This window comes from Rheinheimera oceanensis, assembly GCF_018831085.1.
Lineage (GTDB): Bacteria > Pseudomonadota > Gammaproteobacteria > Enterobacterales > Alteromonadaceae > Alishewanella > Alishewanella oceanensis.
In genome coordinates this window covers 70127-96749 of sequence record NZ_JAGPNM010000002.1, presented here as the reverse complement: position 1 = coordinate 96749, position 26623 = coordinate 70127, and the positions used below count along the sequence as shown (strand labels likewise).

At 45.2% G+C, this 26623-nt stretch carries 19 protein-coding genes; 16 read left to right on the top strand and 3 right to left on the bottom strand.

Annotated features, from left to right (window positions below):
- Window positions 1-5: 5 nt before the first annotated feature.
- Window positions 6-2045 (bottom strand): ATP-dependent DNA helicase DinG, encoded by a 2040-nt coding sequence (gene dinG / locus J3B89_RS05035; RefSeq protein WP_215396430.1) that lies wholly within the window; start codon window positions 2043-2045, stop codon window positions 6-8.
- Window positions 2046-2541: 496 nt separating this feature from the next.
- Between dinG and J3B89_RS05030 the strand changes: the two genes are divergently transcribed.
- The 15 genes from J3B89_RS05030 (at window position 2542) to adk (ending at window position 24131) form a co-directional block, all read left to right on the top strand.
- Window positions 2542-5337: a TonB-dependent receptor domain-containing protein gene (locus J3B89_RS05030; protein ID WP_215396429.1), complete on the top strand. Its 2796-nt coding sequence runs from the start codon at window positions 2542-2544 to the stop codon at window positions 5335-5337.
- A gap of 140 nt (window positions 5338-5477) precedes the next feature.
- Window positions 5478-6893 carry a putative 2OG-Fe(II) oxygenase gene (locus J3B89_RS05025; protein ID WP_215396428.1) on the top strand — a complete coding sequence of 472 codons (1416 nt, stop codon included), beginning with the start codon at window positions 5478-5480 and terminating at the stop codon, window positions 6891-6893.
- 32 nt (window positions 6894-6925) lie between these two features.
- A complete protein-coding gene (locus J3B89_RS05020) occupies window positions 6926-8092 on the top strand; it encodes an aspartyl/asparaginyl beta-hydroxylase domain-containing protein (protein WP_215396427.1) in 1167 nt (388 codons plus the stop codon).
- A 303-nt stretch (window positions 8093-8395) separates the two neighbouring features.
- Entirely contained in the window at window positions 8396-11365 is a 2970-nt protein-coding gene (locus J3B89_RS05015) for a TonB-dependent receptor (protein WP_215396426.1), read from the top strand.
- A gap of 55 nt (window positions 11366-11420) precedes the next feature.
- Window positions 11421-12941, top strand: a complete 1521-nt coding sequence (locus J3B89_RS05010; protein ID WP_215396425.1) for a sulfotransferase family protein — start codon at window positions 11421-11423, stop codon at window positions 12939-12941.
- Window positions 12942-13032: 91 nt separating this feature from the next.
- Window positions 13033-13440: an HvfA family oxazolone/thioamide-modified RiPP metallophore gene (locus J3B89_RS05005; RefSeq protein ID WP_251372255.1), complete on the top strand. Its 408-nt coding sequence runs from the start codon at window positions 13033-13035 to the stop codon at window positions 13438-13440.
- An 80-nt stretch (window positions 13441-13520) separates the two neighbouring features.
- Window positions 13521-14375, top strand: a complete 855-nt coding sequence (locus J3B89_RS05000) for an HvfB family MNIO-type RiPP peptide maturase (protein ID WP_215396423.1) — start codon at window positions 13521-13523, stop codon at window positions 14373-14375.
- Window positions 14376-14378: 3 nt separating this feature from the next.
- Entirely contained in the window at window positions 14379-15143 is a 765-nt protein-coding gene (locus tag J3B89_RS04995) for an HvfC family RiPP maturation protein (RefSeq protein WP_215396422.1), read from the top strand.
- A gap of 234 nt (window positions 15144-15377) precedes the next feature.
- Window positions 15378-15926, top strand: coding sequence for an adenine phosphoribosyltransferase (gene apt, locus J3B89_RS04990; RefSeq protein ID WP_215396421.1), 549 nt, complete (start codon window positions 15378-15380; stop codon window positions 15924-15926).
- A gap of 48 nt (window positions 15927-15974) precedes the next feature.
- Window positions 15975-18065 (top strand): DNA polymerase III subunit gamma/tau, encoded by a 2091-nt coding sequence (dnaX, locus tag J3B89_RS04985; protein WP_215396420.1) that lies wholly within the window; start codon window positions 15975-15977, stop codon window positions 18063-18065.
- Window positions 18066-18192: 127 nt separating this feature from the next.
- The gene (locus J3B89_RS04980) at window positions 18193-18519 is read left to right on the top strand and encodes a YbaB/EbfC family nucleoid-associated protein (RefSeq protein WP_215396419.1); all 327 of its coding nucleotides are present in this window, start codon (window positions 18193-18195) and stop codon (window positions 18517-18519) included.
- A complete protein-coding gene (gene recR, locus J3B89_RS04975; RefSeq protein ID WP_215396418.1) occupies window positions 18519-19121 on the top strand; it encodes a recombination mediator RecR in 603 nt (200 codons plus the stop codon). Before J3B89_RS04980 ends, recR begins: the two co-directional genes overlap by 1 nt.
- A gap of 116 nt (window positions 19122-19237) precedes the next feature.
- Window positions 19238-21172, top strand: a complete 1935-nt coding sequence (gene htpG / locus J3B89_RS04970) for a molecular chaperone HtpG (protein WP_215396417.1) — start codon at window positions 19238-19240, stop codon at window positions 21170-21172.
- Window positions 21173-21315: 143 nt separating this feature from the next.
- A complete protein-coding gene (locus J3B89_RS04965; RefSeq protein ID WP_215396416.1) occupies window positions 21316-23247 on the top strand; it encodes a methyl-accepting chemotaxis protein in 1932 nt (643 codons plus the stop codon).
- A 239-nt stretch (window positions 23248-23486) separates the two neighbouring features.
- The gene (gene adk, locus J3B89_RS04960; protein ID WP_215396415.1) at window positions 23487-24131 is read left to right on the top strand and encodes an adenylate kinase; all 645 of its coding nucleotides are present in this window, start codon (window positions 23487-23489) and stop codon (window positions 24129-24131) included.
- Between the two features lie 73 nt (window positions 24132-24204).
- Here adk and J3B89_RS04955 read toward each other — a convergent pair whose 3' ends face one another.
- Together J3B89_RS04955 and tpx are read right to left on the bottom strand one after the other, a co-directional pair.
- Window positions 24205-24672: an Hsp20 family protein gene (locus tag J3B89_RS04955; RefSeq protein ID WP_068232280.1), complete on the bottom strand. Its 468-nt coding sequence runs from the start codon at window positions 24670-24672 to the stop codon at window positions 24205-24207.
- Window positions 24673-24855: 183 nt separating this feature from the next.
- The gene (tpx, locus tag J3B89_RS04950) at window positions 24856-25476 is read right to left on the bottom strand and encodes a thiol peroxidase (RefSeq protein WP_215396414.1); all 621 of its coding nucleotides are present in this window, start codon (window positions 25474-25476) and stop codon (window positions 24856-24858) included.
- Between the two features lie 128 nt (window positions 25477-25604).
- Here tpx and J3B89_RS04945 point away from each other — a divergent pair, with 128 nt between their 5' ends.
- Complete coding sequence (locus tag J3B89_RS04945; protein ID WP_215397004.1) at window positions 25605-26621, top strand: response regulator; 1017 nt, start codon at window positions 25605-25607, stop codon at window positions 26619-26621.
- Window positions 26622-26623 lie beyond the last annotated feature (2 nt).

Below are 26623 nucleotides of genomic sequence, written 5' to 3'. Positions count from 1 at the left end.
TCCTGTTAATACTCTATCTGACGACGAAATGGCGGCAGGGCGTTTAACATGGCACTGCCGTAAGCTTTAGTTACCAGACGCCGGTCCAGGATCACTATCTGGCCTTCATCTTGCTCCTGACGCAGCAGTCTACCACAGGCTTGCACCAGTTTCTTTGAGGTAGCAGGAATAGTCAGTTGTAAAAAGGCATTGCCGCCTTTTTTGCTTATCGCCTCTGCTAAGGCTTCTTCCAGAGGCGAAGTAGGTACAGCAAAAGGCAGTTTGGTAATAACCAGGTTGGTTAGCAATTTGCCGGGTAAATCCAGCCCTTCAGAAAAGCTCTGTGTGCCAAATAAAATACTGGTGCGGTTATGTTTGCAGTTTTCGCCATGTAACTGCAGTAACGCCTGGCGTGAAGCTTCGCCTTGAACCAGCAGTGAAAATTTCTTTTTACGCAGCGCCTCGGCGACTTGCTGCATTTGCCAGTAAGAAGCAAACAACACCAGGCTGGCCTGATCGTCGGGCAAGTAAGCCGGCAGCAGAGTGGCCAACTCGTCGGTATAGGCTTGCTCTGTTGGTTCTGTCTGCATTTTCGGAATAATAATCCGGCCTTTTTCTGCGTAGGCAAAAGGCGATGCAACCTGCAATGTTTGTACACCTTCAAATTGTGTTAAGCCCAGATCGTACTTAATGTACTGAAACGAATTTAACGCAGTAAGTGTTGCAGAGCAGAGGATAACCGCGAAGGCATCAGTAAATAGTAACTGCTCCAGCTTATTTGCAACGCCAAGTGGGCAGGCGTGGCCAATAACGTACTGGCTTTGATTTTGCAGTTCAACCCAGCGTGCCTGATAAACATTTTTTTCCTGCTCTGAGGCATATAATTGCCACAGTGCTTGCTGCTGCTCAATTTTCTGGCGCAGATAAGCAAGATCCTGCAGCAGGCCCAGGCTTTGCTTCAGCGGTAATTGCTGCTCAGAGATGTTTTCCTGCAAGTGTTGTTGAATTTTCTCCAGTTGTGTCAGGGCTTTCTGGCTTACCTGCGCCAGTTGCTCGGCTTGCTGCTGAAACAGCTTAGGCAGAGCAGCGTCTGTAAAGCGAAACTCTGTTTTCTCACCAAACCAGCGTGGCTTAAATTCTGCCACGCTGCGTTCTATCGGTTTTAGTAAGCTATTGAGTTCACTGCAACTGTCATCGAGGCGCAGTAACTCTTTCATGACGGAGGCGGGTAAAAGGGTAATTAACTGTTGAATGATTTTAGCAGCTTTTTCCAGCCAAATGCTGTTGTGAGTAAGCTGGGCCTGGGCAGCAAAAAACTCCCGCGCACTGTCGGGCAAATGGTGGGCCTCGTCTATTATATAAAGTGTTTCTCCGGGAGGTGGTAGTATACTGTTACCACTGGACAAATCTGCCAGCAACAATGCATGGTTTACCACCAGTACATCGGCGTTACTTACCTCGGCACGGGCAAGATGAAACGGGCAATTCATATGGCGGCGGTCTGTTTTACTGCAATGCAACGGATCCGCCACAATACGCTGCCACAAATCTTCAGCTAAGGGTGTAGTCAGCGTATCCCTGTCGCCCAGCCATGTGCGCTGCTGCCAGTTATCCAGTAACTGCTGCCAGTCAAAAGCTGCATCGTTAGCCGTGGCAAATAACTCCGGATGTTTTTGCTGCTGGCGTACACGTTCAATGCAAGCATAACGCTGCCGCCCCTTTACCAGGCTGAACTCAAATAACAGCTTACTATGCTGCTGAAAAAACGGCAGGTCTTTGTTTACCAACTGTTCTTGTAGTGCCACCGTCGCCGTGGCAATCACCACTTTTTTCTTCTGCGCTAATGCATAAGGAATAACTGCCAGCATATAAGCCAGCGATTTACCGGTACCCGTGCCAGCTTCAATTAAACCAATACGTTCATGCCGGTGATAAGTGCCTGAGACGATTTTAGCCATTTCAGCTACTAACTGGTTCTGCCCCTGCCTGGGTTGGTAATTAGGCAGGGTAGTTTTAATGCGCGTATGTATAGCGCGGATTTGGCTTTTTAGCTGGTCACTTAACATGTTTAATGTGTATTTATATACAGTTGTTTGATTGTATACGTAATGGTGCAGGCAGGCAAAATTTTTGCACTGCCATCAGCCTAACTGAATTAGTTCTGGCGCTGGTTATAAAAGTCCGGTGGATACTAATAGTATCGTATGGAAAAGTTTACATTAATTGTTGTGTTGACTTCTGCTTTGGTAACAGAGTACTTGCGTCTGATAAAGCTAATTTTTATCTAAGTTATTGACTATATGAACTTGATTTTTGATAACTAAAGGATTGACAACTACAGATAGAGAAGAAAAAACCAGTGAAGGAGGGTTTCGTGCAGTGAGTGACAATGTAAATTACAAATTGTTCCGTAAAAGCTGTTGACCCTGCTGAAAAATTGCGTTTATTATCACTAGGCGATAAATCGGAGGTTATCCGAGATAAGCGGAGTGCCAGACGCCGTAAAAGGTTGGTAACTGTTAAAAAAATAGAATCACTAGATAGTGGTCCAGGGAGAAATACATGTATACAAACAATAAATTAAGCAAAGCTGTGCGCTTAGCCATCGCATTCGGCGCGGCTTCGGCAACTGCTTTCACTGCTTCTGTGGCAGCTGCTGAAGAAGAAGAAGCCAAAGTAGAAAAGATTCAGGTAACAGGTTCGCGTATTCAGCGGGCTGATATCGAATCTGCGAGTCCTATCACAGTATTTAGCGCAGAAGATTTGGCCGCATCTGGCCATGTTACTATCGAAGGCTTTATTCAGAGCATCCCTTCAATGAATGGTGGTATGAACGGTCGTCAGACAAATAACGGTTCTGCTGGAGCAGCTTCTGCTTCAATGCGAGGTTTAGGTTCTGCGCGTACTTTGATCTTAATTAATGGTCGTCGTACAGCAACTGGTGACCTAAATACTATTCCTATGGGCTTTATTGAGCGGGTTGAAGTTCTGCGTGATGGTGCATCAACAATCTATGGTTCTGATGCTATCGCGGGTGTTATTAACTTTATTACCAAACGTAACTTCGAAGGTGCTGAGGTTATTGCTCAGTACGATATTACCGGCGAAAGTGATGGTGAAGGCCGCAGTTTGTCTGTGACCTTAGGCAATTCAAGCAATCGCGGTAACGCAGTGTTGTCACTTGAATACAGTGATCGTAAGGCAATTTGGCAAGGAGATCGGGAATTTTCTGCTATCCCTTGGGGGGAACGCAATGGTGAGCGGGTAATGGCGGGTTCTGGTGCCAATTCTTTTGGTACCTGGACGCCATATGATCCAACCTCACCTTATTTTGGTAGTAATGATGATCCGACCTCTCCGTATTTTGGTCAAGGTGCTTGGGTAGTTGATCCGCAAACCGGCGCTCTTCGCCGCTATGATCAGACAATTGATTCTTATAACTTTGCCCCAGCAAGTTACTTGGTAACACCGCAAAAAGTATTTTCAGCGAATGCAACGGCTAACTATGAATTGACAAAAGATGTTACTGCATTTCTGGAAGCGGGATTTACTAACCGGCAATCTGATCAGTTGATGGCTGCCGATGGAACATTCTGGGGGGCTCGTATGACAGCTGACCACCCAAACAACCCTATTGGAGAAGATATTTCGGTTAGCCGCCGTCTTGAGGAAACAGGAGGCCGTAGTTTCCGCCAAGATTACTATGCTTATCGCATGGTTACGGGGTTGGAAGGTAGTTTTGATAATGGCTGGGCGTGGGATATATCTTATAACTATGCACGTTTTACAAATGCCAGCTTAGATATTGGCCGGGCTAACCCAGGTCGTTATAACAAAATGTTGAATCCAGTAGCATGTAATGCTGATCCTGCATGTGCTGCAGTTGGGATATGGAACCCATTAGAAGCTAACTCTCTGACCCCAGAGCAAGTTGCCTATGCTTCTGTTCCAAATTCACCGTTGTCTGTAGGTGTAACTAAACAATTTATGGCCAACTTGACTGGTGATACAGGTGATTTCAGTTTTGACGCAGGTTCAATTGGCTGGGCAATAGGCTATGAGAGGCGTGATGAAAGCCTGGTTAATACGCCAGATGGCGGTGCTGTTGTCGGCGAAATTTATGGGGTAACAGCTTCACCTACAGAAGGAAGTTACTCTGTCGATGAAATGTTTGCAGAGGTAAATATCCCGTTGTTAGCTGGTGTAACAGGTGCTGACCGTTTGGATGTATCTGCGGCAGTACGTATGTCAGATTATGACTTCTTAAGCTCGCATACAACCGCTAAGTTTGGCGTGGAATATGTTCCGATTCAGGGGTTATTAATCCGTGCTACTCTCTCTGATGGTTTCCGTGCTCCGAGCATTACTAACCTGTATGGACCTCAAACAGAATCCAATATTAGCTACGTTGACCCATGTCATCAGTGGGGCACAAGTACAGCAAGTCAAATTACAAAAGATAACTGCGCATCTGAAGGTTTATCACCTAATATCCAACTGACTAACTTACAATCTGCATCTATTATAGGCGGTAATCCGGACTTGGGACCTGAAGAGTCTGAAAGTTATACCGTAGGTTTTGTTTATTCGCCAAACTTCGTTCAGAATCTAAGTATAGCGATAGATTACTACAATATTGAGATTACTAATGGTCTTGGTGCTCCAAGCGTAACAGCGCTTGTTGCGCAATGTTATGGAAGTGAGAATTTCTCTGCTCCAGCGTGTGACTACATTAAGGGACCAACTCACCCAATCGTCAATCGCCCAGCTCTTCCAGGGTCAGATTACCGAGCCTTGGCAGCCAATCCTATCGTTTCAGGTATTATGGCGACAACTCAGAATATTGCCACGTTTGAAACGTCAGGTATTGACTTTGATGTAAATTGGCATGCGGACCTATTGGGTGGTCGGTTTAACGTACGTCTGGATGGTACCTACCTTAGAAGCTATGATTATCAGTCTTTAGCCGGTACGCCGATACTTGAAATGGCTGGTAAGTTTGGTGCTGATCCAAACTTTGGAGGCAGACCTGCTGCATTCTCTAAACTACGTTCTAACTTAGGTTTATCTTATAGTGTTGATAACTGGAATGTATTATGGGTTGCGCGTTATCAATCGAGCGTTGACGACATTAACTATAGAGCAACAGCTTTGTCTAGTAGCGTTGGTTCGTATATTTACCACGATGTACAAGGCAGCTATACGTTCCAGAATAATCTGTCATTAACTGCAGGTGTGCGTAATTTGTTTGATAAACAACCGCCATATGTTACAAACAATAATGATATGAATACTCTTAACAGCTCTTATGATACTGCTGGTCAGTATTTGTATGCTCGGTTAGCATACCGTTTCTAATGTTTAAAGTGTCATGATTGTAGAAAGCCAGTTAAGTATCACTTAGCTGGCTTTTTATTTTAAGCTTCATTTTGTGGTATAGAAATTTGCTCAATGCTTTTATAATTATTATATTTAAGTAGAGTAATTAACGGTTTTATATGAATATATTAAAAGAACTTACCCTTGAAGCAAAAAAGGCTCAATTGGCTGGAAATTATAGCTTAGCTTTGAATTTATATCAGCAAGCATATAATAAATTTCCAAATAGTATTAGTGCTGAACATAACTTAGCTGCAATTCTTGGCGATTTACACCGATTTACTGAATCGTATCAACATGCTCTAAATGCCTTACGCAAAGGGGAAGGCGCTTCCGCAACATGGCTGGTGTACGCAAGAGCGTTAATGGGGCTGCAGTTATATAATGAAGCCGCTTATGCATATCAGAGATCTGTTCTTCGTAATCCGGAATCATATGATGCACACCGAGAATATGCTCAGTTACTCTGGATGATGACCAATGATTTAGAAAAATCTCTGGAATTGCTTAATACAGTGTTACAGCAGGGTGAGGTAGCTGCTTTGGTTTTGTTAAAAGCACAGATATTTGAGTATGCTGGTGAATTGCAACGTAGTCAGCAGTTGTTACATAACGCTGCAGAAAAATGGCCAGTTGTACAAGTTTTTCAGGCATTAAGTTATGTCTCAATGCGTATTGGAAGCACTGATATAGCATTAAAAAGTATAAAGCGGGCACTTGAAATTTCCCCTGCCGCGTTCTTTGTAAGAGTTACTGCTAGTTATGTATATGCATCAGCTGGGGATGGGGAAGCTGCTTTGCTGCATGCTTGCGAAGCAGAGCGTATCGAACCGAGAAACCAAGAAGCGCTAGCGTGCAAGGCTACATCCCTGCGATTGCTTTATAAAACGACAGGTGATAATACATACTTTGAAAAGTATAAGTCACTGTGTGACTACAATCGCTATTTGGCTAAGATACCAGTTGATGTTCCGGTTGGTTGGGATACACGAGAAGCTTTTTTTGCGGATTTAGCCCATGAATTAAAACGTTTACATCCGTTCAAAACTCATCCATTTGGACAATCTGTGCGTGCAGGGAGTCAGCTGCCAAACCTTCTTAGTTTAAATAATCCTCTTGTTAATACTTTTAGAGATGCTATTGAAGGGCCGATAAACCGATATTTATCGACGTTGGGCAATGATGAGAATCCTTTGGCAAAATATAATAGTGGCGCTTGGGAATGCTCCGGTATCTGGTCTGTATGGCTATCGCCAGGCGGGTACCATGAAAATCATATTCACCCTCAAGGGTGGTTGTCGTCTGCATGCTATATAGAATTACCAGATGTTATTGCTGATGAAAATGAACGGGCCGGATGGCTAAAGTTAGGGCAGCCGATGTTCCCAACCCAACCTGAATTGGATATTGAGCATTGGGTAAAACCCGAAGTTGGTCATCTCGTTTTGTTTCCATCATATATGTGGCATGGTACAAGCGTTTTCAAGGGCAATAAGCCCCGCTTGAGCATCGCTCTGGATATTGTCCCTAAATAATGGCTGACATACGGCCTTTGAAGGTATCATTAATGGTAGAGAAAGAACAATTTGCTATAAGTGAAACCCGGTTAAAGGAGCTTCTTACAATAAAAAATTACTCTGAGGCCTTAATGGTGACGGAGAATTTGCTCATCATAACACCTTCAGATGAGCGATACTTGCTAATGCTAGGTCGCTTGTACGAACTTATTGAGCAAACTACAGATTCTAAAAGTGTTTATGAAAAAATAATAAATGCGATTCCTGCTGCTTATAATACTCATTTGATGCTGGGGCGCTGTTATCACAGGAAAGGGGATATTGAGAAGACCTTTAAGCATTATGTGACTGCTTTGCGTACAGCGAATAATAGTGGTTTTTGGCTGGATCCGGGTTCTACTGCACCCTGGGTTCATCAATATGTTGTTCAGGCATTGAACTTCTGTGATAAACACCGCCGGAATGTGATAGGGGGTTGGGTAGATGAATTACAACAAACCTACGGTGAGAATGAAATAAAACGGGTAGTTCAGGGAATTCTTATGTACAGCGGAGAAATTGCAACTGTATATGATGACCCACGACAGAAGCCAGGTTTTCTGTATATTCCAGGGTTACCTGTTAAGCCTGTGTTTGAAAGAAAAGATCTTGATTTTATAGATTACTATGAATCCCAATTTAATAATATTAAGACTGAACTTGATAATCTTATTCTACAGAATGTCTATATTGAGAATTATCGCGATACTGATAAGCATGGTTTGACAACGGGGGGAGACTGGGATGCGAAGTTTTTCTTCCGTCACGGCAAACGGTATGATGACACTCATGCATTATGCCCTCTAACTTCGGAAATATTAACTCACCTTCCTTTAGTCCATATCCAGGATCATAGCCCTGAAGTGTGTTTCTCTGTTTTAAGGCCTGGCGCTCATTTATTACCTCACCGGGGGGTGACTAACAGTCGTTCAGTGTTACACATGGGACTGCAGATCCCTGCTGATTGTGCTTTAAATGTTGTTGATATTGAAGAGCTTCATTGGCAGCCCGGTAAAGTCTTTGCTTTTGATGATAACTATTTACACGAAGCTTGGAATCGAAGTGAGCAAAGCCGTTATGTTCTTTTGGCCGATATCTGGAACCCCTTCCTGACAGATGCTGAATGCTGCGCAATTACCGACTTTGTTACTAAAGTAGGTGTCCTTGATAGCAAGTAACAGATATTCCATCGGAGTGTATTAGTCTTTGCTGTGTAAAAAACAGAAAATGACTAAGTACTGAGATCAGCTTTATACTGATTACTAATGCTCATGTGGGGTCTCTGTTGGTGACAATTGTAAAAAAGGTAACGAGATTTAACGACGGTTGAAGTTTACAGCTTGGGTCATAAAGCCATCAGGGCGAAGTTCGCAAAAGTCCAGTTTTTTTTGTCGGCTGGTTGTAGTCTATAGATATATCTGTTAAAGATATGATGTGTAACTAGATGTAACATACACAATAAAAATTCAGGAGAATAATAAATGAAAACCAAATTTTTTAGGAACACATTAACAGCCGTTGCCGTCGCTACATCATTGGGGATTGTCCTCCCTGCTGCTGCTCAAGATGCATCGCGCGGAAACCTGATCGGCCAAGCACAAGATCAAAGTGGCCAAGTTATTAGTGGCGTTGAAATTATTATTACTAATCTAGAAACAGGTTTAATAAGAACCGTCACCTCAAACGACAGTGGTAGTTTTCGGTTTCCTCTGTTGCCCCCGGGTGCTTATTCACTACAGGCTACTAAAGCAGGCTATGGTGTTATGGCTGAAGAGACTGTAAATGTTCGCGTTGGCGGCAATACCAATATGAATATCGTTCTGTTGGCAGAGGGGGCTGTAGAGTCTATTGAAGTTCGCGGTTCTCGCATAGCAATGCTTGACACTATTTCATCTGAATCTCAGCTAATAGTAAGTCAAGAGTTTTTGTCTAAAATTCCGGTTCCTCGAGATCTAGCTTCAGTTGCTCTTTTGGCTCCAGGCACAACAAAAGGTGATTCTGCTTTCGGTAATCACGCATCATTTGGTGGTTCATCTGTTGGTGAAAATGCTTATTATGTCAATGGCTTAAATGTTACTAACTTCCGTAATGGTTTGGGGGGGGCTGAATTACCTTTCGAAATGTATGAAACATTTGAGGTTAAAACTGGCGGCTACTCAGCTGAATTTGGTCGTTCTACCGGTGGTGTAATTAACGCAAGAACTAAATCAGGATCGAATGAGTTTAAAGCTGGTGCTAGTGCTTACTTTGAACCCTCGTCTTTACGTGCTCACAGTCCAGATGTGATTTTGACTGACGAAGGTGCTATCGAAGAGAATGCAACGCCTTATTATCTGGTTAATAGTAATGATAAAACTGGTGAAACAAATCTCAATTTATGGGCTAGCGGTGCACTTATTCAAGATAAGTTGTTTTTTTTCGGCTTGCTAAATTATAAAGACCGTGTCAGAGATTATTCTACAGATACTTTATTCTATAAGCGTGATGCAGGTGACGTATTATATGCAGCTAAATTAGATTGGTATATTACTCAAAATCACATCCTAGAGTTTACAGGATGGGATAGTAGTAGCGATCTTGATACTAGCAAGTATGACTACAGTTATGCCACTGATACGCGCGGAGAATTGTTTGGTGACTTTATACAGAAGCGAGGAGGAAAATCTTATTCTTTGCAATATACAGGGATTCTGAGCGAAGATATTACTATTAGTGCATTGTATGGTGTTAATGAGGCTACATATAGTAATGTTAACGCCGGTGATACCGTAGTAGGCGCTGTGCATTACCCATCAGGGCGTCAGTTTACTCAGTTTGGTTTGAATTCACCTTCAATACAAGAAGATGAGCGTACAGCTTATCGTTTCGATGTGGATTGGTATGTGCACGAAGATCATACTTTACGGTTTGGTATCGATTATGAAGATATGAAGGCATTTGAACAAACCAGTCGTGTAGGGGGGACTTTATATCAGTATCAGAACTGTGCAAATGCGGAAGCCGTAGCCGCAGGCAATTTGTTAGACGCTGATTGTGCTCGAGTACGTTTTAATACTTATATGAATGACGGGTCATTCCAAACTAAATCTAGTGCTTTTTACATCCAAGATACTTGGCAAGTAACAGATAATATTGTAGCTCGAATAGGTTTACGTAATGAGAAATTTGAAAATTATAACAAGGCCGGAGAAAAGTTCGTTGATGTGAGCGACCAATGGGCACCACGGGTGGGTGTCAGCTGGGATATAAATGGGGATGGTAGAAGTAAAGTATTTGCTAACTACGGTAGGTATTTCCTTCCTGTAGCTACTAACACCAATATACGGTTGGCTGGCGATGAGCTGTATACCATTTTTATTTATGATGTACTGAGTATTAATCCTGATTTAACGCCAGTGGTTGATCCTGAGGCCATTTTAGGCGGTGCAGTTTATGCTGATGGCACTTTGAAAGGTACCTTGGAAACTGTAAATGCTAATCTGGACCCGATGTATCAAGACGAATTTATTTTGGGCTATGAGCGTATGTTGGGAGATAGCTGGTCAGTCGGTATCAAAGGTACTTATCGTGAACTGAAAAGCTCATTGGAAGATGTAGCAATTGATTACGGTTTTAATGAGTATTTGGAGCAGGAGTTTGGCTCAAGCTGCACTATTTGTTCTGGTTTTCACTATTATGTTCTGACAAATCCAGGCAAGGGCGTTACGATTACTACCGATCCTGACGGTGATGGACCGCTAGCAAATCAACAGTACACTATACCTGCAGAATATTTAGGTTATCCGGAGGCTAAGCGGCAGTACGGAGCTATAGATATTAATCTACGTCGTGCTTTTGACGGTTTGTGGATGTTGGATGCAACTTATACGTGGTCTCATAGTTGGGGTAATAATGAGGGGTTTGTTCGTTCTGATAACGGGCAAGACGATTCAGGTTTGACAACAAATTTTGATCAGCCAGGCTTAGTTGATGGTGCATATGGTGATCTGCCAAATGACCGTCGTCATATGGTAAAAGTGCAAGGAGCATATTCTTTAACCGAAGACTTTAGCTTAGGCGCTAATTTCCGTTGGGAATCTGGTCGGCCATTGAGTTCCTTCGGCCTGCATCCAACAGACGTTTTCGCTTCATATTATGGTGCTGAATCATTTGTCAAGGATGGGCAATTGGTAAACCGGGGTTCAGAAGGGCGTACTTCCAGTAATTGGACTTTGGATTTAACGGCGCGTTACGAAATGGATTTCCGTGGTACTGATATTATATTCCGAGCTGATATATTTAACATATTTAACAATAATCGTGTTACTGAACGTAACGAAGTTAATGAGTACTGGGATGGCGGCTCGAATCCTAATGGAACTGACTCCGCAGCTAGCAGTTTGTTATATGGACTACCAGATGCATATCAGACACCACGTTATGTTCGTCTGAGTGCCGAAATTAAGTTCTGATAGTGGGCTGCAACTTTTGCCTGCTTTATTGTAGAGCTAAACATAAAACCGGGAAATGGCAACATTTTCCGGTTTTTTACTGGGGATCATACAAGTGAACGTGAGTAGTCAATATAGTTTAAACGATATTCTCAGTGCAGTACGAGAAGGGAAAAGAACTGAAGCACAAGCTCTAATAACATATTTTATTGAAACCGAACCTGATCTCAAAACAGACTGGAGTAAAGTCGCTGCTTTGGCTCAGCGTATTGGAGATATTAAACTTGCTAGACAGGCCGCGGATTTTTTCCATCAATCTTGTGTTAAAAGTGCAGAAACAGACATTCATTACGCTGGGTTATGTGCAGAGATTGGTGACTTAAATAAAGCTTTGAGAGTTGTCTCTCCTTATATAGCTCGCAAAGTTGCTTTGCCTTCGGTATACCATTTGGCTGGCACAGTGCAAGCGCAGCAGGGGATGTTACAAGGAGCCAGACTAAACTTATTACAAGCATTGGCGTTAGCGCCTCATCTAGGGATTAGCTGGTATACCCTTGCAAGTATTGTTGATTTTAACCAGCATCCTGGCTTGTTGCAAAAGATGGAGTTCGCATTTAGTCAGCTTCAGGCTGACGACCAACGCAACGTCCAACAATTTATGTATGCGTTAGCAAAAGCTTTTAATGATCTACGCGAATATGCCAAAGCTTGGGAGTTCTACAAAGCCGGTGCACAAATCATGGCTAACATTAGCGAATACTCTGTTGACGATAATACACGTGAAATAAACCGACTTATTGCTGGTTTTAATAACACATCATTGCAACAATTGCCGCAATCCAGAAGTACATATAATAAGGGGGTTGCTGTTTTGGGATTGCCTCGTAGCGGTACCACTTTATTAGGTCAAATGCTTTGCGCACACAGTAAGGTAAAAGGAGCTGGTGAATTTAATGCTATAGGTGCAGCCTGCATGCACTTGCGGGACAACTTTACTGACTTTCCGTCTTTTATTGCACGACATGGTCATTCAGTAGCGGCTCTTGAGCATATAGCTAATATTTATCAGCAGGTCGCGGAACAACGATACTCTGGTCAAGGTTATATTATTGATAAATCTCTTAATTTGAACAGGCACTTTGGTATATGGGCTCAAGTAATGCCTTTGGGGAAAGCTATTTATATTAGTCGTAACGATGAAGATACAGCATGGTCATGTTTTAAAAGCAATTTTAGATCTCAAGCTGGTTGGAGTTGGTCGGTATCTCACATAGCTGCGTACATAAAGAACGAAAGGCGTTTATTGCAGCATTGGCAAAAGTTGTATGCTAATCGAATTTTGCATATTCGCTACGAAGATCTGGTAGCTAGACCTCAAGAGGTGCTCACCAAAATATGCCAGCACCTAGGGTTACAATATGAACCAGCCATGCTGTCTTTTTACAAGAGTAGTAGTCCGGTATTTACTTCTAGTATTGGTCAGGTGCATCAGCCTTTGCATCAGGGAAATATAGGTTTATCGCAGCACTACCCTGATTTTGTTTCGCAATTAGCTCAGGCTAGCAGAGCTGTTAGCGGAGGGGAAGATATTAGCTAATTTGGTCATGGATTTGCAGTTCAAAGCTTTGAAATAATATTAGCAATGTCTCGGTCTACTCTTTTGTAACTAACAACAACAGGTGAAAACAATGAAACAATCAAATGTCGCTATGGCTGTAGGTGCTTTAGTTTTCGGCTCACTGGCTACGGTAACTACTACAGCAAATGCTAACCCTTTTACAGCGATGGAACTGGCCTCGGGCTATGAGATGGTGGCTGGTGAAGGTAAATGCGGTGAAGGCAAATGTGGTGAAGATAAAGCAAAAAAAGCCAAGGATAAGGTGAAAGAAGCCAAGTGCGGCGAGGGTAAATGCGGCGAAGATAAAATGAAGGCTAAAGCCAGCAAAGCCAAAGAGGGTAAATGTGGCGAAGGCAAGTGTGGTGAAGGAAAATGCGGTGCTGATAAAGCCAAAGAGGCAAAAGACAAAGCTAAAGCCAAAGAAGGCAAGTGTGGCGAGGGGAAATGTGGCGAGGGTAAATGCGGCGGTAGCGTTTAATTAAGCCGGTTGAGGCCTGCATAGTTGTACTACTTCGTTGTATTGATAGTGCAGGCCTTTGTTTTACAGGAGCCAGGTATATGCACACAATGATGCTGCCCCCTGTATCAGGGGTGGGGCTTGGGCTGCGCCGTGAAATGCTGGATGAGCTGATAACTGCTACACCGCCAGAGATTGATTTTTTTGAGGTAGCGCCGGAAAACTGGATCCCGTTTGGTGGTAAGCTACAAAAGAAGTTTCAGCAACTAACTGAGCAGCATCGCTTTATTTGTCATGGTTTATCATTGTCGATTGGCAGTCCTGCACCTCTGGACATTGTTTTCATTAAGCAGGTAAAGCAGTTTTTACGCCAATACAATATCAGCCTGTATAGTGAGCACCTGAGCTATTGCTCCGGCGATGGCCACCTGTACGATTTAATGCCTATACCCTTTACTGATGAAGCTGTGAGCTATGTGGCCAGGCGTGTGCGGCAGGTACAGGATATTTTGGAGCAGCCGTTAGTTCTGGAGAACGTGTCTTATTATGCTGCACCCGGCCAGCAGATGTCTGAAGCAGACTTTACCAGGGCGGTATTGCAAGAGGCTGACTGTCAGTTATTGCTGGATATAAATAATATTTATGTTAATTCAGTTAATCATGGCTATAACGCCAGCGAGTTTTTGCAGGCTATGCCATCTGAGCGTATAGCTTACTATCATATAGCAGGCCATTTTAAAGAGGCGGAAGATTTACTGGTCGATACTCATGGCTCGGCAGTGATCGACCCCGTTTGGCAATTATTGCAGCAGGCTTATCAGTATCATGGTGTTAAACCGACATTGCTGGAGCGCGATTTTAATATTCCGCAGCTAAGTGTGTTAAGTGAAGAGCTGCAGCAAATTAAAGCGTTACAGCAGCTCGCTTTGGCCCATAGCCAGATATTAAGGGCCTGACAGATGCAGTTTCAGCAAATTCAGCAGGCTTTTATTGCTCATATTAAAGATCCTGAGCATCAGAGTGCGCCCGAGGGTATTGAAGATCGGCGCATGGCGATATACCGCGAGCTGTTTTTTAATAATGTGGAGGGTTTTATCGCCAGTGCATACCCTGTACTAAAATCACTATATAAAGACACAGCCTGGAAGGTACTGGTACGGCAATTTTTTATACAGTATCAGTGCTCCAGCCCTTATTTTTTGCATATTGCAGAACATTTTCTGCATTACTTGCAGCAAGATTATATTGCTACTGAGCACGATCCGGTGTTTATGCTTGAACTGGCGCATTATGAATGGGCCGAACTTTATCTGGCAACAAAGCAGTTGCCGCACGCTGAAACGCTGCTACGCGCTGAGCAAATCGCACAGACGCCGCTGTATTTGTCATCGCTTGCAATGGTATTAGCTTACCCTTACAAGGTACATCAAATAAGTCCTGCTTATCAGCCTGAGGAACCTGGCGAAGTACAGTATTATCTGTTGTACCGTAACACCGCAGATGAAGTTAAGTTTGTGCTTATTAATCAGCTTACTGCAGCTTTGCTGCAAACGTTGCAGCAATCTGCCGGCAGTACTTTGGCAGTTGTAGTACAGCAATTACTGCCGCTCCTGCCACAATTTAGTGCCCAGCAGTTAATGCAGGGCGCCACAGCTTTATTGCAGGACTTTGCCGCAAAAGGTGTGCTGGTGTCTTTTCAAGCAGAGCAAAATTCATTACCATAACCGGCCTTAAATTCGCTGATTACAGAAGAGTAGTGCAATGGCAGACGAAAAGTTTAAAGAGTCGTTTAACCTGTGGCAGTTTCTTGCCCTGGTTGCAGTGTTTGTGTCTTTACTGTGTTTGGCGCCCATAGTGCGTTGGTTTCAGATTCTGGCATAATGCACCATCATAGTTGAAGGCCGCCTGAGGGCGGCTTTTTTGTCCCAGCTGGGGCGCTTAATAAAAGGTTTTCTAACATGGACAAACAGGCATTAGAGCTTGAATTAAAACAGGTTATTAAAACGGTTGTTGATTATCCAAAGCCGGGCATAGTATTTCGCGATGTAACCAGCCTGATGCAGGATGGTCCGAGTTTCAAAAAAGTAATCGACGCTTTTTGTCATTTTTATGCTGATAAGGGCATTACCAAAATTGTCGGTACCGAGTCACGCGGCTTTATTTTCGGTGCGCCACTGGCTTATGCCATGGGTATTTCTTTTGTACCGGTGCGTAAACCAGGCAAGCTGCCACGTCAGCGCATATCGCAAAGCTACCAACTGGAATATGGTGAAGATGCGTTAGAGCTGCATGCTGACGCTATAGCTGCGGGTGACAAAGTATTACTGGTTGACGATTTACTGGCTACTGGCGGTACAATTGATGCGACAGCTAAGTTGGTACGCCAGCTTGGTGGTATTGTCGATGACGCGGCTTTTGTTATTGCGTTGCCCGAACTCGGCGGCGTTAAACGCTTGCAGCAAGCCGGATTAAATATCCTCAGTCTGGTTGAGTATAGTGGCGAATAAGTTTAGTCTGTCAAAGATCCCAATTACCACAAGATATCAGCAATCGTTATGAGTTATCAGGTATTAGCACGCAAGTGGCGTCCACAACATTTTGCCCAGTTAGTTGGGCAGGAGCATGTTAAAAGCGCACTAGGCAATGCCCTGAATACTAACCGGTTGCATCATGCTTATTTATTTACCGGCACCCGTGGTGTCGGTAAAACCACCATAGCGCGTATTTTTGCCAAAAGCTTAAATTGCGAACAGGGTATTACTGCTACGCCCTGTGGCCAGTGCTCGGCCTGCCAGGAAATTGATGCAGGCAACTTTGTTGATTTGCTGGAAATAGATGCCGCATCGCGTACCAAAGTAGAAGATACCCGGGATTTACTCGACAACGTGCAGTATGCACCCAGTCGTGGCCGTTTTAAAGTCTATCTGATAGATGAAGTGCATATGTTGTCAAAACACAGCTTTAATGCACTGCTAAAAACGCTGGAAGAGCCACCGCCACATGTTAAATTTTTGCTTGCAACCACTGATCCGCAAAAACTGCCGGTTACTGTTTTATCGCGTTGTTTGCAATTTAACTTGCTGGCATTAAGCCCGCTGCAAATTGAGCAGCATCTGGCGTTTGTGTTGGGTGAAGAGCAGATCCCCTTTGAACAAAGCGCATTAACCTTGCTGGCCCGGGCCGCCAAAGGCAGTTTGCGTGATTCGTTAAGCCTTACTGATCAAGCTATTGCACAAAGTAACGCTAATATAACGCTTGATATCGTACGCACTATGCTGGGTTTTCTGGATCAAAGCTGGGCGCAACAGCTATTACAGGCAATTTTGGCCCAGGATGCCGCGCAGTTGCAAATACAATTGGCAGCGTTGGTACAACAGCAAAGCAACTTCAGTCAGGTATTGGACGATATGTTGTCCATACTGCACCTTACCGCACTTACCCAATTCAGCCAGAACGCAGCCGGTTTTTCGGCGCAGCAAGCCTTTGTACAACAACTGGCCGATACTTTAGCGCCTGCCCAGGTACAGCTTTATTACCAGTTACTTATTAGCGGAAAAAAAGAGCTGCCATATGCGCCTGATGCATTAACCGGGCTGGAAATGGCGCTATTGCGTGCTATGGCTTTTGTGCCTGAGACACAAAGCAAAAGTATCGCACTGGTTAAAACTGCTGCAATGCCGGTTGTTGCAGTGGCAGAAGCAACAGTACAGAAGCCTGAGCCGCAGCCAGCAGCTGAAGAAGTAATAAAAGACACGGCCAGCTATTCTGCTACAGCAGCAGAAACGCTAACACAAACGCAAGCGGGTACCCCGTCAGGGCAAAATGCAGTTGCTGATGTAACAGGCATTGACCCTGTTACTGCCCGTATTATGGCGCGTCGTGGGGTAGCAGTAACTGCAGCGCCTGAAGCAAAAAAGTCTGAGCGCCTGCAGGCGCCCTTGCAAAAAGTGCCTGAAGCGGTAAATACGGCAGTGGCTCAGCGCTCTGAGCCAATAAAGGGCAGTACAACAATAACAACTTCTGCACCTGAGCAGCCTGCTGCAGCTATCACCCGGTCAGTTTATCCGCCGGCTGATAATAGTCACTATGATGAGCCTGACGATGCTGATATGCCACAGTATGATGCAGCCGCCACAGATGCGCTATGGCAGCAGTATGAACAGGATGCACAACAAAACGGCCAAAAGCCTGACCCAGCAACAGCTTCGCCAACACTGGAAAATTTTGATGGTAGTATCAACGAGCAAAATTTCTCTGTTCGTTTTGCCGCTCAGGTAGATGCCTGGGCCGCACGGGTTGAAACTCTGGATACCGGTGGCTTAAGCCGGCTGTTTTTGCTCAATGCAGCTATGCAGTTGGCTGGCAATAAGCTTATGTTAACGGTAGCGCAAAGCCAGCAACATCTGGATAGTCCGGGCTTTCGTACTAAGCTGCAGCAGGTGCTGCAGCAGAGTTTTAACCAGCCGCTGGAAATTGACATCAGCTATCAGGCTGAAGTGGCAGCCAGCCCTTTAGCAATCCAGCAGAAGATTGTGCAGGAGCGGTTTGGTTATGTTAGCCGCCTGCTGCATGAAGATGACAAAGTACAACAACTGCAACAGCTGTTTGATGCACAGTTGCTACCCGATACAATAGTAGTCAACTAGCGGTTTAACCAGTGCGTCAAGCGCTTACAACTTGTAATTTAGCGGCGAAGTTATTATCTTGTCGCCGGTAAAGGTCAGTGCCCTATGCACTGCTAGCTCAATTTAATTTTACAGCAGGTACAACATTATGTTTAAAGGCGGTATGGGCAACATCATGAAGCAGGCGCAAGCCATGCAGGAAAAAATGCAGAAAATGCAGGCTGAAGTTGCGGCAATGGAAGTAACCGGTGAAGCCGGTGCCGGTTTGGTTAAAGTAACCATGCTGGGCAACCATAATGTGCGCCGTGTCAGTATTGATGACAGCCTGATGCAGGATGACAAAGACATGCTGGAAGATTTAATTGCCGCAGCCATTAACGATGCTGTGCGCCGTGTTGAAGAAGCCAGTAAAGAAAAAATGGCTGCTGTCACCGGTGGCTTGCAGTTACCGCCTGGTATGAAAATGCCATTCTGATGAGCCGTTATACCCCGCTGGTACAGCAGTTGATTGATGCACTGCGCATTTTGCCCGGAGTAGGGCCTAAATCTGCGCAGCGCATGGCATTTTCATTGCTGGAGCGCAACCGCGAAGCGGGTTTGCAGTTAGGGGCTGCATTAAGTGCCGCCATGACAAAGGTAGGGCATTGCCAGCAATGCCGCACGTTTTGTGAAACAGCGCTATGCCATATATGTACTGATCCTGCCCGTGCGCTGGATGGTATTATCTGTGTTGTTGGCTCTGCTGCCGACCAACTGGCAATAGAGCAAACCGGCCAGTTTAAAGGCCGCTATTTTGTGTTGCAGGGCTATTTATCACCTTTGGACGGCATAGGGCCGCAGGATCTGGGGTTGGATAAACTTAGTACACTGTTAGCAGCCGGAGGCATTACCGAGCTTATTCTGGCAACAAATCCCACAGTAGAAGGCGATGCCACGGCGTTTTATATTGCAGAGCTATGCCACAAGTATCAGGTAAGCGTGTCACGTATTGCCCAGGGTATTCCGGTTGGTGGTGAGCTGGAGTTTGTTGACGGTACTACGCTGTCACATGCTTTTAGTGGCCGTAAAGTATTTTAATCTGCTATAACCCTGCTTGAAATCCGGTTAATTCTCCCCATATTAGTTGTCAGTGTCTGGCTGCCGCTGCAGCCTGCGTTATAACTGTCAAAATGTGATGTTCGAGGATAACCACAATGAGTGATACCACAGCCACTTCAACCGGCCAAAAGCAAACCCACGGCTTTCAGGCAGAAGTGAAACAGCTATTACAGTTGATGATCCATTCACTGTATTCCAATAAGGAAATTTTTCTGCGTGAGCTGGTGTCAAACGCCTCTGACGCAGCCGACAAGCTGCGTTTTCTGGCGTTGTCAGATAGCAGCCTGTACGGCGATGATGGCGAGTTACGTGTTCGCATCAGCTTAGACGAAAAAGCCCGTACTTTAACAGTCAGTGATAATGGTATAGGTATGACCCAGGAGGAAGTAATCAGCCATCTGGGTACTATTGCCAAATCAGGTACTAAAGAATTTTTCTCACAATTATCCGGCGACCAGGGTAAAGACTCCAAGCTAATCGGCCAGTTTGGTGTGGGATTTTATTCTGCTTTTATCGTGGCGGATAAAGTTACTGTGCGTACCCGCAAAGCCGGTGCTGCTACCACTGAAGCCATTGAATGGGAATCAGCAGGTGAAGGTGATTACAGTATTACGCCGATAAGTAAAGAAACGCGCGGTACTGATATTGTGCTGCACCTGCGTGAGGGCGAAGATGAGTTCTTAAGCCGCTGGAAAGTTGAAAGTATCGTTACCAAATATTCTGACCACATTAGTATTCCGGTTGAATTATGGCAGGAAGAACAACCAGAGCGTGATGGTGCTGAAGGTGAGAAAATTGCTGCGGTGCCGGGCCACTGGCAGGCTGTAAATAAAGCTACTGCTTTATGGACGCGAGATAAGTCCGATATTAAAGACGAAGAGTACCAGGAGTTTTACAAGCATATTTCGCACGACTGGAACGAGCCGTTAAGTTGGAGCCACAATAAGGTTGAAGGTAATAATAATTACACCAGCCTGCTATATGTGCCGAAAAAAGCGCCGTTTGATATGTGGAACCGCGATGCGCGCCATGGCTTGAAGCTTTATGTACAGCGCGTGTTTATTATGGATGACGCTGAGCAGTTTATGCCCAGTTACCTGCGTTTTATCAAAGGGGTGCTGGATTCAAGCGACTTACCGCTGAACGTATCACGCGAAATTCTGCAAGACACCAAAGTAACGCAGGCATTGCGTAAAGGCTGCAGCAGCAGGGCATTGAAGATGCTGGAAAAGTTGAGCAAAGATGCTGAGCAATATCAGGCATTCTGGGCTGAATTTGGTCAGGTGTTAAAAGAGGGCCCGGCTGAAGATATGGCTAACAAAGAGCAGATTGCCGCTCTGCTGCGTTTTGCCTCTACCCATAATGAAGGCAGCGAGCAAAATGTAGCGCTGGCGGATTATGTCAGCCGTATGAAAGAAGGTCAGGACGAAATCTATTATATCGTTGCCGACAGCTTTGCTGCCGCCAAGCACAGCCCGCACTTAGAAGTATTACTTCAAAAAGGCCTGGAAGTATTACTGTTATCCGATCGCATAGACGAGTGGCTGGTGCAGCATCTGACAGAGTTTGATGGTAAGAAATTGCGCTCAGTTGCCAAAGGTGGCCTGGATTTATCCAAGCTGGATGATGACGAAACTAAACAAGCACAGCAAGAAACCGAAAAAGCTTTTGCTGATGTGCTAAGCCGCTTTAAAACAGCTCTGGGTGAGCAGGTTAAAGATGTAAAAGTCAGCCATCGTTTAACCCAAAGCCCGGCCTGTGTGGTAACTGACGAGTTTGATATGAGCACGCAGATGATCAAGTTAATGGAGTCAGTTGGTCAGAAAGTGCCGGAAGTGAAGCCGATTTTTGAGCTTAATCCGGAGCATCAGTTGGTTAAGCGTATTGCGGATGAGCAAGATGAAGACCGCTTTAAACAATGGGCCGAAGTGTTGCTGGATCAGGCGTTGTTGGCAGAGCGTGGTAATTTGAAAGATCCTGCTGCCTTTGTTGCCAGGCTCAACACCCTGCTATTGTCTTTAGCGAAGTAACAGCTAGCACCTTTGCTGCGGCCGTAGGGCTGCAGCAAAGGTGCTTATCAGCAAACATCGTTTCTTCCGCTTTTATCCTATCTATATTTTAATCTGCTTCTATACTTTCAACAGCTTACCTATAAGTTAGCAAGGAGCAGAGTATGTTTGATTTCTGGCGTAATATGGGTTTTGGCAGCCGGCTTACTGTTATCATGGTTAGCTTACTGCTTGTGTCTATTCTGGTTTTAACCAGTCTGGTATTTGTTGAATACCGTAACTCACAAACCCGTGCCGTGGTGAATACCTTACAAACCACCAGCGAACTTAATGCTGAGGCATTTACTGACTGGCTGCTGGCGCGTCAGGATGAAATGCGTTATCTGGCTAACCTGCCACAAAGCCAGCAATTGCAACTGGACGATGTCAGCACGCTGATGCTGCAACTGGCCCAGGCCCAAGGCTATTACGATACGATCTTTCTGGTATCGCCTGCAGGTAGAGGTATGGCAGGCGTAAGCTTTGTCAATGGCCAGGCCAGGCTACTTAGCAGTACTGAGGCAAATGATTTTAATGTGGCAGATCGTGACTGGTTTAAGCAGGCTGTAAGCGGGCAAGATACATTTTCACAACCGATAGTATCGCGGGCTACCGGTAACCGTATTAGCACAATTGCTATTCCTGTACGGCTTAATAATGAGATCGTTGCAGTAATGCGCGGGGCGGTGCAGCTAAGCACGGTGTTTACCAAAGTGAATGAATTGAGCCGTAACGATTATACCGAGGTTTATCTGCTGGACGGTGAGGGCAAAGCAATTACACCTGCAGCCTCAATCCGCGATACTGAGCAGGCACTGCAAACGGTAGCGGCAGATGCGATACGGCAAAAACAAAGCAATGTTGGCCAATACCGCAATGCGGCAGAAGTCGCTGTGATCGGTAGTTACAGCTATATTCCGATGTTGGGCTGGGGCCTGGTATTAGAAAGCCGTGAGCAGGAAGCGCTCAGCGAAGTACAGAAAATGCTCTGGACACTGGTGCTGATTTCATCAGTGGTACTGATTATTGCGGTGGTGGTGTGTATCAGCCTGGTGCGCAGTATTACCCGTACTTTGGGCGGCGAGCCAGATTACACCGCTAATATTGTACATAAGGTCGCCAATGGCGATCTTACAGCAGATGTCGAGCTTAAAGCTGGCGACAGCTCAAGTTTACTGGCCTCTATCCATCTGATGCAGCAGAATTTGCGCACTATGTTGCTGCAAATTCGTGATTACTCTGATCAGGTCGCTGCTGCGGCCACCGAGCTCTCACAAATTAATGAACAAACCCAGCAAGGTATTGAACTACAGAACAGCGAAATTAGCAGCTCAGCAGTGGCAATGAACCAGATGACAGCCTCATTGGAGGAAGTTTCGCGCAATACCCAGCAGGCTGCGGGAGCTGCTGATGCGGCAGAAAAAGAAACGCAGCAGGGGCAACAGGTCGTTAGCCAAACAGTGCAGGATTTGTCGTTGTTATCGCAGGAGGTAAGCCGGGCGGCTGATATTATTAACCACCTGAAACAAGACAGCGACCGCATCGGTAGTATCTTACAGGTAATAGAAAGCATAGCTGAGCAAACAAATCTGCTGGCATTAAATGCTGCTATTGAAGCAGCGCGTGCAGGTGAAACCGGCCGGGGCTTTGCCGTAGTAGCCGATGAAGTACGTACGCTGGCCAGCCGCACCAAAGATTCCACCACTGAAATACAGCAAATGATTGAGAAACTGCAACGCGGCACTGATAACGCCGTGCAGGCCACTAACAAAAGCGAGCAAGCAACCCGTAAAACAGCCGAGCAGGCAGGTAAGGCTGGAGAGGCGTTAACCTGCATTAGTAGTGCGGTATCACTGATTAATGACACCGCCCAACAAATTGCCAGTGCAACCGAGCAACAAACTACGGTGTCACGCGATCTGAATAAGAATTTACACCGCATAAGCGACGTTGCTTACCAAACGGCTGACAATGTTACGCAGTCTACACAAGCCAGTGAGTCACTGGCCGGTTTGGCCGAGCAACTAAAAGGATTAGTGGCGCAGTTCCGGGTTTAGCCTATTACAACTTTAGTCGATATAAGTGGGGCGTATCTGGCAGAAAAACTGCTATTTTCTGAAGTTTGAACAGAAAAAATGCAGAGAGAGCCGTCTTTACACAGCTGTACGACTAAAAGCCAATGAAATAGCCGGACCAGTTGGCATGACAAGACAAACTTCTTGTTTCAGGCAGCACATTATGTAAAGATCCAGCCTTTATTATTAATGGATCAATCCCAGAACATGAGGGTGTTGCTATGCGCATAATTTTGTTGGGTGCCCCTGGTGCCGGAAAAGGAACTCAGGCTCAGTTTTTAATGAGTAAATATGGCATTCCACAAATTTCTACCGGTGATATGCTGCGCTCTGCTATTAAAGCCGGTACTGAACTTGGTTTGGCGGCTAAGCAGGTGATGGATGCTGGCCAGCTGGTATCAGACGATATCATTATCGGTTTAGTAAAAGAGCGCATCGCCGAACCGGATTGCAGCAAAGGCTTTTTGCTGGATGGCTTCCCACGTACTATTCCGCAAGCCGATGCTATGAAAGAAAAAGGCATTGTGATTGATCATGTTATTGAGTTTGATGTACCGGATGAAGTCATTGTTGAGCGTATGAGTGGCCGGCGTGTACACCCGGCATCAGGCCGTGTTTACCATATTCGCTACAACCCGCCAAAAACGGCAGGTAAAGACGATGTCACCGGTGAAGAGCTGGTGATCCGTGCTGATGACGTAGAAGAAACCGTGCGTAAGCGCCTGGCTATTTATCACGAACAAACAGAGCCATTGGTTGGTTATTACCGCGCCGAGGCTGAAGCGGGCAACACCCGTTATCATCATATTGATGGTACTAAAGCCGTTGAGGCTGTTACCAGCGAGCTGGCCAGCTTACTAAGCTAATACACAAACGGTACCATACAGCAAAAAGCCCTGATTAATCAGGGCTTTTTTTGTGCCGTTAGCAAGGCTGCAGTTAAGCAACTTTTTCAGCATTTAATAATTGCGTAGGCGTTTGTGCCGTACTGCCGCCAATGCTGATTTTGCGTGGTTTTAATGCTTCAGGTACTTCACGTACCAGCTCTATATGCAACAGGCCATTAGCCATATGGGCACCGGTAACTTTGATGTAGTCAGATAACTGGAATTTGCGCTCAAAGTTACGCTCTGCTATACCCTGATGCACAAAACGGCGACCATCGTCTTTACCGGCTTTCTGGCCTTTAACCAGCAAAGTATTGTGTTCAGTTTCAATGCTGAGTTCCTGCTCGTCAAAGCCGGCAACAGCCATGGTAATACGGTACTGATCCTCGCCGGTTACTTCGATATTGTATGGTGGATAAGCAGGCTGCTTTTCATTGCGTGCCGCAGCATCCATCAAGTTAGCCAGGTGATCAAAACCAATAAATGAGCGGTAAAACGGAGTTAAATCAATATTTGTCATAACCAATTCCTCATTAGCAAACAGGTGTTGTGTTGCCCTTCGGGTGAACGGGCATTAACTTAACCAGCATAGCGGCTGGTCGCTTTCAGGTGCCGTATCCGGCCACCTGCACTGTTAATAAGGTCGGTCAGTAAAATTTCAAGTTTTGGGCCGGACATTTTTTACTGCCGGCCCGGGGCTTTGTCAGCTTTTGCTTATTATCTGCTGCAGCGCATTTAACGCTGCGTCATAGTCAGGCTCTTTTGCCAGTTCATCTACCATTTGCTGGTATACCAGTTTGCCTTCGTTGTCGATAATAAGTACCGTACGTGTCAGCAAGCCCATATCTTTAATCAGCAAACCATAGTTACTACCGAAATCGCGCCATACGGCATCAGACAACACCACCAGTTTGTCAATTTGTTCTTGCTGGCAATAGCGTTTTTGGGCAAAGGGCAGGTCGGTACTAATAGTTAGCAGTACAACATCTTCAGGCAGTTTAGCTACCTCTGTGTTAAAGCGTTTAGTTTGCAAAGAGCAAATGCCTGTATCCACACTGGGTACTACACTTATCAGCACAGTTTTGCCTTTAAAGTCTTTCAGCTCTGTTTGTTTAAAACCAGCGTCAACGACTTTAAAGGCGGGAGCTTTTTTTCCTACTTCGGCTTTTTTACCCAGTAAGACAATCTGCTGATCTCCGGCTTTAACTTTACTCAGGCGTTCGGGCAGTCTTTCCTGGAGATCTACCGCACCAGCCAGAGTGCTTAAACTAAGTAAGCAGCCTGCTATGACTAATTTACGGCTGGTAAAAGATAATGCAGACATGATATAGCTCCTGTTAATATAATTGGTGTAATAGTAATCAGCTGGAACACAACATATTTCCGTGCCTGATGCACGAACCGAGTATTTCAGTCTAGACTGAAATGAAGCCTGTACGAAGTGAGAAGCCGATGACCACTGCGGTATTAATTTGTGACGATTCTAATCTGGCCCGTAAGCAATTAGCCAGAATACTACCACAAGAGTGGCAAGCGAACTTATTTTTTGCCGGCCATGGCGCTGAAGCCCTGGATACCTTGCAGCAACACAATATTGACTGGTTTTTCCTTGATTTAAACATGCCGGTGATGGATGGCTACGAAGTGTTGGCTGAACTGAAAAAACGTCAGTTGAATGTCAGGGTTGTCGTGGTGTCCGGCGATGTGCAACCTGAAGCATTTGAACGGGTTAAAAGCCTGGGCGCTCTCGATTTTATCCGCAAACCGGTAGACGCTGAGAAGATCCGGCAGCTTATGCAGCAACATGCTATTACTCATACTGTACCCGCAGAAACCGGCAGCAGTAAAAAGGCTGGCCCGGTTACTGCAGAGCTTAGTGCGGAAATGCGTGATGTATTGCAAGAGCTGACCAACGTGGCAATGGGGCAAGCGGGTAATTTGCTGGCACGGTTGTTAAATGTATTTGTAAAACTACCTATTCCGAATGTGAATTTAATCGAAGTCAGTGAATTGCATATGGCGCTGGCATCAGTAGAGCAGGAGTCTTCTACTTCAGCTGTGTGCCAGGGGTTTATCGGTGGTGGTGTGTCGGGTGAGGCGTTGCTGATACTGAATGACTCCAGCTTTAAAGATATTGCCCGGCTAATGAATTATCACGGCGCGCTGACAGTAAAAGTTGAGCTGGAATTGCTGATGGATATTGCCAATATTCTGATTGGCGCCGTACTCAAAGGGCTAGCAGAACAAATTGATATGAGTTTCAGCCAGGGGCACCCGGTAGTGCTGGGGCAGCATGCACCGGTTAGCGAGTTGATCAGAGCCAATGCCAAGCGCTGGCGTAAAACGCTGGCAATAGAAGTAAGTTATGGTATTGAAAACTATAATATCAATTGCGATTTATTATTACTTTTTACGGAGGACAGCCTGAAAACCCTGAATTATAAAGTTGCTTTCTTGCTGGAGGAGTAGTG

Excerpts from the sequence above, each read along its gene's own strand:
- dinG (WP_215396430.1), bottom strand. The coding sequence starts at position 2,045 with ATGTTAAGTGACCAGCTAAAAAGCCAAATCCGCGCTATACATACGCGC.
- J3B89_RS05030 (WP_215396429.1), top strand. The coding sequence starts at position 2,542 with ATGTATACAAACAATAAATTAAGCAAAGCTGTGCGCTTAGCCATCGCA.
- J3B89_RS05025 (WP_215396428.1), top strand. The coding sequence starts at position 5,478 with ATGAATATATTAAAAGAACTTACCCTTGAAGCAAAAAAGGCTCAATTG.
- J3B89_RS05020 (WP_215396427.1), top strand. The coding sequence starts at position 6,926 with ATGGTAGAGAAAGAACAATTTGCTATAAGTGAAACCCGGTTAAAGGAG.
- J3B89_RS05015 (WP_215396426.1), top strand. The coding sequence starts at position 8,396 with ATGAAAACCAAATTTTTTAGGAACACATTAACAGCCGTTGCCGTCGCT.
- J3B89_RS05010 (WP_215396425.1), top strand. The coding sequence starts at position 11,421 with ATGGCAACATTTTCCGGTTTTTTACTGGGGATCATACAAGTGAACGTG.
- J3B89_RS05005 (WP_251372255.1), top strand. The coding sequence starts at position 13,033 with ATGAAACAATCAAATGTCGCTATGGCTGTAGGTGCTTTAGTTTTCGGC.
- J3B89_RS05000 (WP_215396423.1), top strand. The coding sequence starts at position 13,521 with ATGCACACAATGATGCTGCCCCCTGTATCAGGGGTGGGGCTTGGGCTG.
- J3B89_RS04995 (WP_215396422.1), top strand. The coding sequence starts at position 14,379 with ATGCAGTTTCAGCAAATTCAGCAGGCTTTTATTGCTCATATTAAAGAT.
- apt (WP_215396421.1), top strand. The coding sequence starts at position 15,378 with ATGGACAAACAGGCATTAGAGCTTGAATTAAAACAGGTTATTAAAACG.
- dnaX (WP_215396420.1), top strand. The coding sequence starts at position 15,975 with ATGAGTTATCAGGTATTAGCACGCAAGTGGCGTCCACAACATTTTGCC.
- J3B89_RS04980 (WP_215396419.1), top strand. The coding sequence starts at position 18,193 with ATGTTTAAAGGCGGTATGGGCAACATCATGAAGCAGGCGCAAGCCATG.
- recR (WP_215396418.1), top strand. The coding sequence starts at position 18,519 with ATGAGCCGTTATACCCCGCTGGTACAGCAGTTGATTGATGCACTGCGC.
- htpG (WP_215396417.1), top strand. The coding sequence starts at position 19,238 with ATGAGTGATACCACAGCCACTTCAACCGGCCAAAAGCAAACCCACGGC.
- J3B89_RS04965 (WP_215396416.1), top strand. The coding sequence starts at position 21,316 with ATGTTTGATTTCTGGCGTAATATGGGTTTTGGCAGCCGGCTTACTGTT.
- adk (WP_215396415.1), top strand. The coding sequence starts at position 23,487 with ATGCGCATAATTTTGTTGGGTGCCCCTGGTGCCGGAAAAGGAACTCAG.
- J3B89_RS04955 (WP_068232280.1), bottom strand. The coding sequence starts at position 24,672 with ATGACAAATATTGATTTAACTCCGTTTTACCGCTCATTTATTGGTTTT.
- tpx (WP_215396414.1), bottom strand. The coding sequence starts at position 25,476 with ATGTCTGCATTATCTTTTACCAGCCGTAAATTAGTCATAGCAGGCTGC.
- J3B89_RS04945 (WP_215397004.1), top strand. The coding sequence starts at position 25,605 with ATGACCACTGCGGTATTAATTTGTGACGATTCTAATCTGGCCCGTAAG.